At 65.3% G+C, this 13391-nt stretch carries 12 protein-coding genes; 1 reads left to right on the top strand and 11 read right to left on the bottom strand.

Features of this window, described 5'->3' with window-relative positions:
• The first annotated feature begins 12 nt into the window (after positions 1-12).
• Positions 13-1569 carry a glucosamine inositolphosphorylceramide transferase family protein gene (locus ACOIX3_RS07575; RefSeq protein ID WP_420969129.1) on the top strand — a complete coding sequence of 519 codons (1557 nt, stop codon included), beginning with the start codon at positions 13-15 and terminating at the stop codon, positions 1567-1569.
• A 20-nt stretch (positions 1570-1589) separates the two neighbouring features.
• Here the strand turns inward: ACOIX3_RS07575 and ACOIX3_RS07570 are convergent, their stop codons facing one another.
• The 11 genes from ACOIX3_RS07570 to ACOIX3_RS07520 all read right to left on the bottom strand — a co-directional run bounded on the left by ACOIX3_RS07570 (position 1590) and on the right by ACOIX3_RS07520 (position 13343).
• Positions 1590-2792: an ABC transporter substrate-binding protein gene (locus ACOIX3_RS07570; protein WP_420969128.1), complete on the bottom strand. Its 1203-nt coding sequence runs from the start codon at positions 2790-2792 to the stop codon at positions 1590-1592.
• A 55-nt stretch (positions 2793-2847) separates the two neighbouring features.
• Positions 2848-3549 (bottom strand): SDR family NAD(P)-dependent oxidoreductase, encoded by a 702-nt coding sequence (locus tag ACOIX3_RS07565; protein WP_420969127.1) that lies wholly within the window; start codon positions 3547-3549, stop codon positions 2848-2850.
• Between the two features lie 39 nt (positions 3550-3588).
• Complete coding sequence (locus tag ACOIX3_RS07560; RefSeq protein ID WP_420969126.1) at positions 3589-4395, bottom strand: glutathione S-transferase; 807 nt, start codon at positions 4393-4395, stop codon at positions 3589-3591.
• Positions 4396-4421: 26 nt separating this feature from the next.
• Positions 4422-5582 (bottom strand): iron-containing alcohol dehydrogenase, encoded by a 1161-nt coding sequence (locus ACOIX3_RS07555; protein ID WP_420969125.1) that lies wholly within the window; start codon positions 5580-5582, stop codon positions 4422-4424.
• 42 nt (positions 5583-5624) lie between these two features.
• Positions 5625-6398 carry an enoyl-CoA hydratase-related protein gene (locus ACOIX3_RS07550; RefSeq protein WP_420969124.1) on the bottom strand — a complete coding sequence of 258 codons (774 nt, stop codon included), beginning with the start codon at positions 6396-6398 and terminating at the stop codon, positions 5625-5627.
• A 12-nt stretch (positions 6399-6410) separates the two neighbouring features.
• A complete protein-coding gene (locus ACOIX3_RS07545; RefSeq protein WP_420969123.1) occupies positions 6411-7421 on the bottom strand; it encodes an NAD(P)H-dependent flavin oxidoreductase in 1011 nt (336 codons plus the stop codon).
• Between the two features lie 21 nt (positions 7422-7442).
• A complete protein-coding gene (locus ACOIX3_RS07540) occupies positions 7443-8630 on the bottom strand; it encodes an acetyl-CoA C-acyltransferase (RefSeq protein WP_420969122.1) in 1188 nt (395 codons plus the stop codon).
• Positions 8631-8646: 16 nt separating this feature from the next.
• Entirely contained in the window at positions 8647-9777 is a 1131-nt protein-coding gene (locus ACOIX3_RS07535; protein WP_420969121.1) for an acyl-CoA dehydrogenase family protein, read from the bottom strand.
• A gap of 71 nt (positions 9778-9848) precedes the next feature.
• Positions 9849-11030 carry an acyl-CoA dehydrogenase family protein gene (locus ACOIX3_RS07530; RefSeq protein ID WP_420969120.1) on the bottom strand — a complete coding sequence of 394 codons (1182 nt, stop codon included), beginning with the start codon at positions 11028-11030 and terminating at the stop codon, positions 9849-9851.
• 12 nt (positions 11031-11042) lie between these two features.
• On the bottom strand, positions 11043-11780 hold the full coding sequence (locus ACOIX3_RS07525; protein WP_092116714.1) for an SDR family oxidoreductase: 738 nt from the start codon (positions 11778-11780) through the stop codon (positions 11043-11045).
• Positions 11781-11828: 48 nt separating this feature from the next.
• Positions 11829-13343, bottom strand: coding sequence for a class I adenylate-forming enzyme family protein (locus tag ACOIX3_RS07520; protein WP_420971678.1), 1515 nt, complete (start codon positions 13341-13343; stop codon positions 11829-11831).
• Positions 13344-13391 lie beyond the last annotated feature (48 nt).

Below are 13391 nucleotides of genomic sequence, written 5' to 3'. Positions count from 1 at the left end.
GTTGGGCTGGCCATGATTATCGAGTTTCGCTGCGACCGCGCGCAGCCGCGGCTCTGGATGAGCCGCGAGTCGTTGCGCGTCAACGATCAGGATATTCCCGTTCAAATCGCCTGGACCACGACGCCGGAGCCTCGACCCGCCGGCCTCGACATGCTGTTCGAGCTCGAGCGCATCGTGCTGCGCAAGGGCAAGACCGGCGAGGCCGACCGGCTGAAGACGATCCCGGAGCGTCCGCGCGCAGGCAAGCCCGACGTGGTGGTCGACTTCACCAGCGCCACGCGGGATCCGAACTGCGCCGCCAAGCTCTATATCCGCCCGCGGTTCAACGGGCGCACGGGAGAAAGCGCGGTACTTTCGGCCATTCTCGCCGGCGATCTGCCGGTGATCGAAATCATCAATGAGCTCGACGGCGCGGTGATGGACCGCGGTCATCCCTCGGCGGAAATCGCGGCCGGCCTGAGCGGCGGGCTCGAAACGGTGATGGCACGCACGCTGTCGATGCTGCCGCCGATTTTGTCAGGAGCTCCGCGGCTGGTGCCGCAATTACCTGCTCCGACGAACAGCAGTGCAGCGCCAAATCCCGCGCCCTTCGTCGTGCGCGGCGTCGCGACTTCGATCGCGAAGGAAATCTATCGTCTGTGCTGCTACGCGCCGCATTGGCATATCGGTTGGCGCTTCGTCGGGAACGCGGATATCTGGCGCACCGGCGACCTGTCGGGACCTGCCTGGAACGTGCTCGGCGATCCCGGCAACCACTTTTATGCCGATCCCGTCCCGGTGAAATGGCAGGGCAGAACCTTCGTGTTCTTCGAGGACCTCGACCACCGCACCGGCAAGGGCATCATCTCTGCGGTCGAATTCGACGGCAGCGGGCCGATCGGCACGGTGATGCCCGTGCTCGAAGAGCCCTGGCATCTGTCCTATCCGTTCCTGATCGAGGATGGCGGCGAGCTCTGGATGATCCCGGAAAGCACCGCGCACCGGGACGTTCCGATCTACAAATGCATCCGCTTTCCGGACAAGTGGGAGCGGCACTCAACGCTGCTGTCCGGCCTCGAATTGGCCGACGTGACGATCACGCAGCACAACGGTCTGCACTACATGTTCGGCGCCTGGCGCGACGGCACCGGCGGATATTCCGATACGCTCGCGATCTACTACGCCGGGCAATTGCTTGGCCCCTGGCAGCCGCATGCGGCCAATCCGATCCTGATGGATCGCGCGACCACGCGGCCGGCCGGAAACTTCGTGACCGTCAATGGAAGACTGTGGCGGCCGGTGCAGGACTGCACCAACGGATACGGCGCGGCGCTCGGACTTGCAGAAGTGCTCGAACTATCGCCGACGACCTACAAGCAAGCCGTCCGGCATCTGCTCAAGCCCGGGCCGCTATGGACCGGCCGCAAGCTGCACACGCTCAACCGCTGCGGCCAACTCGAGGTGATCGACGGCTCGCGGGTGCAGCCGAAGACCACGGCGTTGCTGGCGAGCCTGCGATCGAGCGACCGATCATCGCAATGGGGTTGGCATGGTACGCTGGCGAAGCCGATCGTACGACGGACCCACTAGCGCATAATCGATGTGGCGGCTCAGTTCGGCTCGGCGCGCAGCACACCGCCGAACTGCTCCCAGGAGCTCCCGGTCCAGCGCTGCAGCTGAAGCTGCGTATAGGCCATGCTGTTGTCGGGCCCGGTGTTGACCGTGATGCCCGGCATCAAGGTCGGCAGCACAAGCCCCTTGATGTTGCGCGCCTGCTTCACGATGTTCTCGCGCGACAGGTCGTCGCCGCACTGCTTCAGCACCTGCTCGAGGATCTGGCCCTGCTGGGTCCCGAACAGATAGTTGCTGTCGCCGATATCGGCACCCGGAAGATACTTCTCGAAGTGAGCGCGATACCATTTGATGCCGGGATCGTCGGCCCATCTCTTGTCGTTCGGATCCTTCGCGATGGTCGCCACGACGACGCCCACCGCCTTGTCCACGCCTGCCGGCACGATGGTCGAGGAGACCGAGCTCGACACGTAATTCACGATGGTGAGCGGGGTCCAGCCGATCTCGCTTGCTTTCTTGATCGCCTGCGCCGCGAATTTCGGCGTGCCGGCGATCAGGAATGCCTGGGCGCCCGACGCCTTCAGCGTCACCACGCGGGATTCGATCGTGGGCTCGGTGACCTCATAGGGAGATGTCACCACCTTCCGGTCGAACTCGCCCTTCAGGGCTTCCTTGAACGCGGCCACGAAGTCGCGGCCGAGATCGTCGTTCTGGTAGAGGATCGCGATCTTCGCGTCGGGCGCGGTCTGGGCAATGTATTTGGCGTAGATCTTTCCTTCGGTGTTGTAGCTCGGCAGCCCGGTGGTCGTCAGCGGATACTCGGCGAAGTTCGCAAACTTGGTCACACCGCTGACGACGAAGAGGTGCGGCACCTTCTTCGCGGTCACGTATTTGATGGTTGCGCCGATGCCGGGCGTCCCCAGCGGGCTGAACAGGAACGCCACCTCGTCGCTCTCGATCAGCTTGCGGGTCTGCTCCACCGCCTTGGGCGGCGAATAGGCGTCGTCATAGGTGATGAGGTTGATCTTGCGGCCGTTGATGCCGCCGCGATCGTTGATGGAATGGACGTAGGCGATGAGGCCCTTGCCGGTATTGCTGAGCGGGGAGGCCGGGCCGCTGAACGGGAATGTCGCCCCGATCCTGATTTCCGATTCCGAGATGCCGGGCGTTTCGGCGCGGACCGCAGTAGCAGCAACGGCCGCGAGCATCGCAATGGACACAGCAAACGTCTTCACCAACATGAATTCCCCCTGAGCTCTTATGAATTGACCGGCGATTGCGACCGCCGCACGGCGCCTACCAGGCTTCGCCGAACGGCCTGATCTCGACGTTGAACGACCACGCGCTGCGGTCCTGATGGGCGACGTGCCAGACCTCGTCGGCGATCGCTTTCGGCTTGATGAAGAAGTCGTCCGGCCGCTCCGGCCAGCGCTTGCGCGTCCATTCCAGATCGATCACCGCATCGATCACGAGATAGGCGACGTGGACGCCCTGCGGCCCGAGGTCGCGCGCCATCGCTTCGGCCAGAATGCGCTGCGACGCCTTGGTCGGCGCGAACCCTGCGAAACCGGCCTTGCCGCGCAATGCCGAGGTGTTGCCGGTCGCAACGATGGCGCCCTTGCCGGCGCTGATCATCGCCGGAGCAAACCGCCGCGCCAGATACAACAGGCCCATCGTGTTGACCTGGAAGTTGCGATTGAGAATCTGCGGATCGATCTCGCGGAAGGTTCCGAACGCCCCGCCGACGGCGTTGTGGATCACGACACTGGGATGGCCGAGATCGCGCTCCACCGCCGACGCCACCGTCTCGACCTGCACCGGATCGGACACATCGCATCGGTATGCCTTGGCGCCCGGCAGCTGCTTCTCGAGCGCAGCCAGGCGCTCCTCGTTCCGGGCAAGAAGTGCGACCCGATAGCCGCCTTCAGCGAACCTCCGGGCAAGCGCCGAGCCGGTACCGGGCCCAACGCCGGATATCAGACAGACGGGTGCGCTCATGCAGTCAATCCTCCGCGTTGCAGCCAACAGTTTTCAAGATCAGGCGGCCGCCTTCGACAGCAGCTTCTCGACGTAAGGCTTGAGGTCCGGCCTGATATGCTCGTGCTCGAGCAGCCGGGCGAAGTGAGCGAACATCAGCGGATACGCATCCTGCACCCCGGGATGCAGGATCTTGTCCAACCCCTGCTTGCGCAATTGCTCGGTCCGCGCGTGCTCGTTCATGAACAGCGCAAGCTCGGCGGCAAGGCAGATATCGGCAATGGAAATGCCGTTCCCGACCAGCGCCTCTCGCCGGGGCGACAGTGCCTGCTCGATCCCCGAGGCATAGATCGCGAACGCATCCTTGGCGCGGGCATGAATGGCCGCATCGACTGTGCCGCCCGACAGCGCGAGCAGATAGATCTGCGTGTCGCGCGCAAAGACCAGGCTGACGTCGAGGAAGCTGTCGATCCTGGACGCCTCGTAGGCGTCACGTCCATAGAGCGGAAACGCCGCCTCACCGAGCCGCGCCACTACGCGCATGATGCTGTTCGATTCGAAGATCCCGACCGTGCCGTCGGCGCCGAACGCGGCCGGCACATTGCCGAACGGCTGCGCCGCCATGAACGCATCGGTCTTGAAAAGCCGTGCGCCGGTCAGCCCGACCCGGCCGGTTCGAGCGAGCGAGGCGAGCTCGGCGCGTTCCTGCTCCGCCAGCGGACGGGCATCGTAATCCCACAGCCAGTCGCGCAATTCCTTGCCGGAAGCGCCTCTGACCTCGACGTCGACGCCACAGAACCGCGCAGCAATGGTTGCCTTCCAGACCCGCGGGTTCGGCAGATAGGAGAAGATGCGCAAGGCGGCCATGATGGGCTGCTCCGGGTGCTGTTGCCTCAGGCGGCCAGTTTCAGGATCTTGACGACGTCGCCGGACTCGCGGATCGGCTGCGGGTTGGTGCGCGTGAAGATCGACAGCATGGCGTTCCGGCCGATCAGTTCGAAGCGATCTTCGCCGACGCCGACATCGGCAAGCCGCCGCGGCAGGCCGAGTTCTGCGATGAAGCCGGCGAACGCCTCGCTGGCGTCGCGACCGGGCGCACCGAGCGCGGCGGCGATCGCTTGCTGGGCTGCTTCCGTCGCGGGACGGTTGTAGCGCAGCACGCTCGGCATCATCACCGCCGTGCAGAAATAGTGCGGAACGTCGCAGGTGCCGCCGAGCACATGGCCGATGGCGTGGCTTGCGCCCATCGGCACCCGCGACTGCAGTCCGAAGGCCGACAGCCACGAGCCCAGCTGGCAACTCAGCCGCGCCGCCTCATCGTCGGGATTGGCCTTGGTGCGCAGCAGGCCGTGATGCAGATAGCGCAGTCCCTGCTGGCACACCGAATCGACCAGCACGTTGGGGCGGCTGGAGCAGATCGCCTCGATGCCATGATCCATCGCGCGGGTGCCGGAGCCGAGCCAGAGCTTCTCTGGCGTATATCTGGTGATCGCGGGATCGAGGATGATGCTGCGCGGCATCATCATCGGGTGATTGAAGATCTGCTTCAGCTTGCGGCTGGTGTCGGTGACCAGCGCGCCAGAATTGTACTCGCCGCCCGAGAGCGTACTGGGGATCGCGATCATCCGGACCTTCGGGTTGCGGAACGGTCCGAAGCGGCGGTCGGGCGTGGTCTCGAAGCCGTCGAGCCCCGCGGGCTCGAAGATCTCGTGCTCCATGCACATCAGCACGATCTTCGCCGCATCGACCACCGAGCCGCCGCCGATCGCGACGACGAGGTCCGCCTTGGCTTCGCTAGCCTGCCGCGCGATCTGGGTCACGATATCCCGCGTCGTGTGCTGCGGCACGCCGTCGAAGGTCGCGGCATGGCGGTCGCCGAGTCCTTTACGGATCTTCTCGATCTCTTCGGTCGTGGTGTTCAGCGTCCGGCTGGCGATCAGATAGACGCGCTTGGCGCCCAGCCGCTCCGCCTCCTCGCGCAGCGCTTCGGCCGCCGGCTTGCCGTAGATCACGGATTCCATGCTGGGATACTGATGGCTGCCGACGACGCCCATTGCTTTTCACTCCCTCGATGTGTCCGTGAGTTACGCCGCCGGTCAGGCCGACAGCTTGGTGAAGTCCGGTTGACGCCGTTCGGCGAACGCGGCAAAGGCCTCCCGCGCCTCCGGCGTCGTCAGCCGCTGCTTGAACAACACGCCCTCCTCGGCGATCTGGGCCGCGATCCGCTGCTGCTCGCGCATCAGCTGCTTGGTCATGCTGAGCGAACCCGCCGGCCGCTTGGTCAGCGCGATCGCGGCGTCGTACGCCTTCTTGCGGAGATCGGCCTGCGGCACCACGGCATTGGCGAGGCCGGATGCCACCGCGCCCGCCGCATCCATCGGCTCGCCGAGCGCGAACATCGCATAGGCGCGCGCGTGCCCGATCCTTAAGGGAAGCAGCCAGCTCGATGCTGCCTCCGGCACCAGCGCCAGATTGACGAACGGCGTAATCAGCCGCGCGGTCTCGGCGAGATAGACCAGGTCACAATGCAACAGCATGGTGGCGCCTACGCCAACCGCATTGCCCTGCACGGCCGCGACCAGCGGCTTGCCAACCTTGCTGATGGTCTCGATGAAGCGATGCGCGGGGCTATCGACGGCGCTTTCGCCGCGCGCCTGGCTCGCAAAATCAGCCAGGTCGTTGCCCGCGGTAAAGCTGTCGCCATCGCCCTGGAACAGGATGACGCGGACGGATGGATCCGCCTCGGCCTGCTTCAGCGCGTTCGACATGGCGTCGTACATGGCACCGGTCAGGGCGTTCTTCTTCTCGGGCCGCTGCAAGGTCAGCGTCATGACGCCGGCAGCGACCTCCACTTTGACATGTTCGGTCATGGCACTCTCCCGTCAGGCGACCGCGCGGGCCGCCGTGGTTTCAAACTTGCCGTCGAGGAAGCCGGTCAGCCGCTGCCGGATGATCGCTTCGGCCTCGCTCATGATGCGGTCGATCAGCTCCTTGACCGTCGGGATGTCGTGGATCAGGCCGACCACCATGCCGCAGCTCCAGGCGCCGGCATCCATCTCGCCGTCGATCATCACCTTCGGGTAGACCCCGGCGACCTGCTCGTGGATGTCCTCGATCTTGAGCTTGCCGCCCTTCTCGCGCTCGATCTCGAGCAGCTCATCGACGCCCTTGTTCTTCAGCACCCGTTCGGTGTTGCGCAGCGCCCGCATCACGAGGCGCGTATCGAGCTCGTCGGCATCGAGCAGCGCCTGCTTTACATTGGCATGGACCGGCGCTTCCTTGGTCGCGATGAAGCGCGTGCCCATGTTCATGCCGGCGGCGCCCATCGACAGCGCCGCGACGAGGCTGCGCGCATCGGCCATGCCGCCCGAGGCCACGAACGGGATTGTCAGCTCGTCCGCCGCACGCGGCAGCAGGATCATGTTGGGGATGTCGTCCTCGCCGGGATGGCCGCCGCACTCGAAGCCGTCGACGCTGACCGCATCGCAGCCGATCTTCTCGGCCTTCAGCGAATGCCGCACCGAGGTGCATTTGTGGATCACCTTGATGCCGGCCGCCTTGAGCGCCGGCATGTACTGCTCCGGGCTGCGGCCCGCGGTCTCCACCGCCTTGACGCCGGCCTCGCGGATAACAGCGATATATTCCGGATAGGGCGGCGCGGTGAAGCTTGGCAGGAAGGTGAGGTTCACGCCGATCGGCTTGTCGGTCATGTCGCGGCAGCGCGCGATCTCCTTCGCCAGCAGCTCCGGCGTCCGTTGGGTCAGGCCGGTGATGATGCCAAGGCCGCCGGCATTGGACACCGCCGCCGCCATCTCGGCGAAGCCGACATAATGCATGCCGCCCTGGATGATCGGATGCTGGATCCCGAACAGTTCAGTGATTGCTGTCTTCACAAATTTCTCCCGCGTTTCCGATCAGTGGACGATTTCGAACAGGCCCGCCGCGCCCATGCCGCCGCCGATGCACATGGTCACCACGCCGTACTTCGCCTTGCGCCGCCGGCCCTCGATCAGGAGGTGGCCGGTGAGCCGCGCCCCGGTCATGCCATAGGGATGGCCGATCGCGATCGAGCCGCCATTGACGTTGAGCTTGTCCGGATCGATGCCGAGCTTGTCGCGGCAATAGATCACCTGCACCGCGTAAGCCTCGTTGAGCTCCCAGAGATCGATGTCGTCGATCTTGAGGTTATGCCGCTTCAGCAGCCGCGGGATCGCCGCGACCGGGCCGACGCCCATCTCGTCCGGCTCGACGCCGGCGGCGACGAAGCCGCGGAAGATGCCGAGCGGCTTCAGCCCCTTCTGCGCGGCGATCCGATCGCTCATGATCACGCAGGCCGAGGCACCGTCCGAGAGCTGGCTGGCATTGCCGGCGCTGATGGTCTTGCCCTCGAACACCGGCTTGATCTTGGCGAGGCCGTCCGCCGTGGTATCCGGCCGCGGGCCCTCGTCCTTGGCGAGCGTCACCTGCTGGAAGCTGACTTCCTTGGTGTCCTTGTTGACCACGGCCATCTTGGTGGTGATCGGCACGATCTCGTCGTTGAAGCGGCCGCCCTGCAGCGCGGCGCCGACGCGGCGCTGGCACTCGAGGCTGTACTCGTCCTGCTTGTCGCGGCCGATTCCGTAGCGCTCGGCGACGACCTCGGCCGTCTCCAGCATCGACATGTACATCTCGGGCTTCATCGCCATCAGTTCATCGTCGACGGCGTGGAACCTGTTCATGTGCTCGTTCTGCACCAGGCTGATCGACTCGATGCCGCCGCCGATCGCGATCTCGACACCGTCGTGCATCACCGACCGCGCCGCGACCGCGATCGCCTGCAGGCCCGAGGCGCATTGGCGGTCGATGGTGGTGCCGGCAACTGTGACCGGAAGCCCGGCGCGGATCGCGCCCTTGCGCGCGACATTCATCACCATGGTGCCCTGCTGCATGGCGCAGCCCATCACCACGTCCTCGACCTCGCCCGGCGTGATGCCGGCGCGCTTGACGGCTTCGGCCATCACATGGCCGGCCAGGGTCGGGCCGTCGGTGTTGTTGAGCGCGCCGCGATAGGCCTTGCCGACGCCGGTGCGCGCGGTGGAAACGATGACTGCATCCTGTGACATGCTTGCCTCTCTGGCTTTATGCGACCGCGTCGAGTTGCGCATAGCGCAGCACGTGGTAGGCGGGATCGCCGAACTGGATGTTGATGGAGGAAATCCGCTTGAAGTAGTGGCCGATATTGAGCTCGTCGGTCATGCCCATGCCGCCGTGCAGCTGCACCGCCTGATCAGCCACGAACTTACCGGCATAGCCGATCTTGGACTTGGCGCCCGACGCCAGCCGGGAAATGCCGGCCTCATCGTCGCGGAGGCTGAGGCTGAGATGCTGCATCAGGGACAGTGCCTCCTGATGCGCGATGAACATGTCGACCATCCGGTGCTGCAGCACCTGGAAGCTGCCGATCGTGACGCCGAACTGCTTGCGCGTCTTGGAGTAGTCGAGTGTGGCATCGTTCAATTCGCCGATCGCGCCGACCGCCTCGGCGCAGAGCGCGCCGATCGCGCGGTTGCGGCAGGCTTCCAGCGCGGCAACGCCCTCGCCTTCCCCACCGAGCAGCTCGCCGCGTACGCCGCGCAGGCTGATCTCGGCCGCCCGGCGGCCATCGATCGTCCTGAAGCTCTGCAGATCGAGATTGGCAGCGCGGCGATCGACCACGAACAGGCTGACGCCGCCGCGATCGTGACGATGGCCCGAGGTCCGCGCCGACACGATCAGATGATCCGCCCAGGGTGCGGCCATCACCGCCGTCTTCTCACCGGTCAGGACATAGTCGTTGCCCGCCCGGCGGGCCGTGGTGGTGACCGTGGCAAGATCGAAGCGCGAGCCCCTCTCGGTCCAGGCCAGCGCCCAGAGCTTCGATCCCGCGATGATGTCGGCAACGTAGGCCTGCTTCTGCGCGTCGGAACCCGCTTGCTCGATCAGGCCACCCGCAACGACAACAGTCTCGACGAACGGCTCGACCACGAGATGGCGGCCGAACTCGTGCATGACGATCATGGTCGACAGCGGCCCGCCGCCGAGCCCGCCGGCCGCTTCCGAGAACGGTGCTGCGAGCAGGCCGAGCTCGGCAAATTCAGCCCAATGCTTGCGGCTGAAGCCGTCCTCGCTGGCGACGATCTTGCGGCGCGCGTCGAAGTCATACCGGTCGCGCAGCAGCCGCTGCACGCTGGACCGCAACAATTCCTGCTCTTCCGTGAACTGGATATCCATCCGATCCTCTCGTGCCGCTGCGGCTAAAGCGCGATGCGATGCGCTCCAACGCCTTGTTTGAGCATCATGCTCTAGAGACCAAGCACCGCCTTGGCGATGATGTTGCGCTGGATCTCGTTCGATCCGCCGTAGATCGAGAGCTTGCGCGAGTTGAGATATTTCTCCGACGCCGTGTGGCCGTAGTCCGGCCCCGGCATGAAGTGATTGGCGCTGACCGGATGCTCGCGGATCGCAAGGCCGTCATTGCCGATAGCCCGATGGGTCAGCTCGGTGATGTCCTGGAATATCTCGGTGCCGCGGATCTTGAACAGCGAGGCTGCCGGCCCCGGATCGATGCCGCGCGCCATCTGGGCCACGACCCGAAGCTCGGTCGCTTCCAGCGCCAGCACGTCGAGCTCGACGCGGGCGATGTCCCTGATGAATTCGAGATGCGCCGGATCGTCTTCCGGGATCTCGGCCTTCACGATCTTCTTCAGCCGCGCGATGTAGCGCGTCGAGCGGCCGATGCCGGCCATGCTGGTGCGCTCGTTGCCGAGCAGGAATTTGGCGTAGGTCCAGCCCTTGTTTTCCTCGCCGATCAGGTTCTCAGCCGGAACACGGACGTTCTCCAGGAAGACGTCGTTGACCTCGTGCGAGCCGTCGATGGTGATGATCGGGCGGACCGTCACACCCGGCGACTTCATGTCGATCAACAGGAACGAGATGCCGGATTGCGGCTTGGCAGCCGGATCGGTACGGACCAGGCAAAAGATCCAGTCGGCATGCTGCGCCAGCGTGGTCCAGGTCTTGTGCCCGTTGACGATGTAGTGGTCGCCGTCGCGCACCGCCTTGGTGCGGACGGTGGCGAGATCGGAGCCGGAGCCGGGCTCCGAATAGCCCTGGCACCACCAATCCTCGCCGGACAGGATGCGCGGCAAGAACTTCGCCTTCTGCGCCGCGTTGCCGAACGTGTAGATGACGGGGCCGACCATGGTGACGCTGAACGCCAGCGGCGGCATGGTGCCGGCGCGCGTCGTCTCCTGCTCGAAGATGAAGCGGCGGGTGATCGACCAGCCGGGCCCGCCATATTCCCTGGGCCAGAGCGGTGCGATCCAGCCCTTCTCGTGCAGGATGCGATGCCACAGCAGCATCTGCTCCTTGGAGAGATCGGTCTCCGGGTTGGGGACGCGCATCTCCGCCGGATAATTGTCCTTGATGAAGGCGCGGACTTCGTCGCGAAACGCCGCGTCTTCAGGAGATAGCGCGAGCTCCATCTGTAACGCTCCCTACCACTTCTCGCCGAAAGGCCGGATTTCCAGCTCGAAGGTCCAGGCGCTCTTCGGCTGCTGGTAGAGCTGCCAGTAAGACGTGGCGACCGAAGCCGGCGGCATCAACAGATCGGGATTGTCGAGCGCGTTCGGGCCGAGCGCCTCGATGCGGCGCTGCCGCACCCATTCGGTGTCGACGCCGGAATCGATGATCAGATGCGCGACATGGATGTTCTTCGGTCCGAGCTCGCGCGCCATCGCCTGCGCCACGGCGCGCAGGCCGAACTTGGCGCTGGCAAAGGCAGCATAACCGCTGCCGCCGCGCAGCGACGCGGTCGCACCGGTGAAGAAGATGTTGCCCTCGCCGCGCGCCGTCATCAGCCGTGCCGCCTCGCGGCCGGCCAGGAAGCCGGAGTAGCAGGCCATTTCCCAGACCTTGCGGAACACGCGCTCGGTGGTCTCCAGGATCGGGAAGTTGACGTTGGCGCCGATGTTGAAGATGCAGACCTCCAGCGGCGCATGCTTGTCGGCGTCGTTGAGGAAGGAGATGATCTCCTCCTCCTTGCGCGCATCGAGTGAGCGCGCATGGATCTCTCCGCCGGCGGCCTCGATCTCCTTGACCAGCGGCGCGAGCTTGTCGCCGTTGCGGCGGCCGGCGAAGACCGTGAAGCCTTCGGAAGCGAACTTCTTGGCGATCTCGCCGCCGATGAAATCACCGGCACCAATGACGGCGACCGTCTTGTTTCTCTTCTGCATGGTGTACTCCGGTTGTGTTTGAGTGAACTGGCTTGCGGCGGCTCAGCCTCAGCTGCGCAGCGACTCCGCGAGCTTGTGCTTCAGGAGCTTGCCCGTCGACGTCGCGGGCAGCGCGTCCATCAGGATAATCTCGGACGGGCGCTTGTACGAGGTGAGTTGCGGGGCAATATGGGCCATCAGGTCCTGCACGGTGGCCGTCGACCCCTTGATCAGCTGCACAAACGCAATGATTTCCTCATTGCCCTCGACCGGCCGGCCGACCACGGCGCACTGCACAACGGCGTCGTGCGTGCTCAGCACCGCCTCGATCTCGGCCGGATAGACGTTGAACCCGGAGCGGATGATCATCTCCTTGGTGCGCCCGACGATGTAGAGGACGTCATTCTCGAAGCGCGCCAGATCGCCGGTGTTGAACCAGCCGTCGGGATCGATCGCCTTGGCGGTCAGATCAGGCGCGCGGTAATAGCCGCGCATCACGTTAGGGCCGCGGACATGCAACTCGCCGACTTCGCCCGATGCAACCGGCTTGAGGTCGCGGCTGACCAGTTTCGCCTCGAGGCCAGGCATCACGGTGCCGACCGCGTGGTCGGCCCGCGGGTTATCGGGTCGGACGCCGGAGATGCCGGGTGAACACTCCGTGATGCCATAGCCATTGAGCAGCGGCAGCCCGAGCTCCTGCTCGACCCGGGATTTGAGATCGAGATCGAGCGGCGCGCCGGCCACCGAGATCACGCGCAACCGGCCGCGATCGAGATTCGGCAAGCCGGCGTTGCGCCGGTATTCGAGCAGACGCTGATAGGTCGCGGGCACGCCGTTCAGGATCGTGATGCCCTCCTCGGCCATCGCCCTGACCAGCGCGGCCGGATCGTACTTGGCGACCAGGCGCACGGTGGCGCCGACCATCAGGGTCATGGTCAGCAGCGAGATGCCGACGATATGCGAGATCGGCAGCACGCAATATTGCACGTCGTCGGCCGCCATCTTTCGGAAGCCCGCGGTGCCCCGGGCGCTGAACAGCAGATTGCGATGGGTCAGCATCACGCCCTTTGGCGCACCGGTGGTGCCGGACGTGTAGATCAGGACCGCGACCTGGTTAGCGCCGTCGGCTTCGACCGGCTCCGCCGTGGTCGCCAAGTTCAGGCCGGTGACGGCAACGCCACGGAGCGGGCCGACATCCTGCACGGCAGCCTCATAGCGCGCGGCATGGGTGGCCGCCTCTTGCGAGACCTCAGCAGTGAGCAACACGCGGCGGGCGCCGCTGTGATCCCTGATCTGATCCAGCTCACGCGGCGACAGCCGCGGATTGACCACGATCGACCAGACATCGAGCCGGCTCGCCGCCAGCAGCAGGCAGGCCAGCGGAATCGAATTCTCGCTCACGATCATCATGCGGTCGCCGGCGCGGATGCCGAGCGCCTGCAAGGCCTCGGCGACACGGCCGACCGCACGATCGAGCTCGCGATAGGTCAGCCGCCCCTTGTCGTCGATCAGCGCCGGATGATCCGGCGTCGCCGCGACGTGGTGATCGATCACCTCGTGGAGGCGGTTTGGCAAGCCTTCCACACTTCCTTCGATAATCTGGATCGGCGCCTGCACTCAAACCTCCCTGTC

Origin of the sequence: Bradyrhizobium sp. B120, from assembly GCF_049075665.1 — a bacterium.
Classification (GTDB): Bacteria; Pseudomonadota; Alphaproteobacteria; order Rhizobiales; family Xanthobacteraceae; genus Bradyrhizobium.
Note: the sequence above shows the minus strand (reverse complement) of the source record. Positions and strands in the feature narration are given on the sequence as shown.

Bases quoted from the DNA above. Each gene is read 5' to 3' on its own strand.
- ACOIX3_RS07530 (WP_420969120.1), bottom strand. From the start codon at position 11,030: ATGGAGCTCGCGCTATCTCCTGAAGACGCGGCGTTTCGCGACGAAGTC.
- ACOIX3_RS07540 (WP_420969122.1), bottom strand. From the start codon at position 8,630: ATGTCACAGGATGCAGTCATCGTTTCCACCGCGCGCACCGGCGTCGGC.
- ACOIX3_RS07560 (WP_420969126.1), bottom strand. From the start codon at position 4,395: ATGGCCGCCTTGCGCATCTTCTCCTATCTGCCGAACCCGCGGGTCTGG.
- ACOIX3_RS07570 (WP_420969128.1), bottom strand. From the start codon at position 2,792: ATGTTGGTGAAGACGTTTGCTGTGTCCATTGCGATGCTCGCGGCCGTT.
- ACOIX3_RS07565 (WP_420969127.1), bottom strand. From the start codon at position 3,549: ATGAGCGCACCCGTCTGTCTGATATCCGGCGTTGGGCCCGGTACCGGC.
- ACOIX3_RS07525 (WP_092116714.1), bottom strand. From the start codon at position 11,780: ATGCAGAAGAGAAACAAGACGGTCGCCGTCATTGGTGCCGGTGATTTC.
- ACOIX3_RS07555 (WP_420969125.1), bottom strand. From the start codon at position 5,582: ATGGGCGTCGTCGGCAGCCATCAGTATCCCAGCATGGAATCCGTGATC.
- ACOIX3_RS07575 (WP_420969129.1), top strand. From the start codon at position 13: ATGATTATCGAGTTTCGCTGCGACCGCGCGCAGCCGCGGCTCTGGATG.
- ACOIX3_RS07535 (WP_420969121.1), bottom strand. From the start codon at position 9,777: ATGGATATCCAGTTCACGGAAGAGCAGGAATTGTTGCGGTCCAGCGTG.
- ACOIX3_RS07550 (WP_420969124.1), bottom strand. From the start codon at position 6,398: ATGACCGAACATGTCAAAGTGGAGGTCGCTGCCGGCGTCATGACGCTG.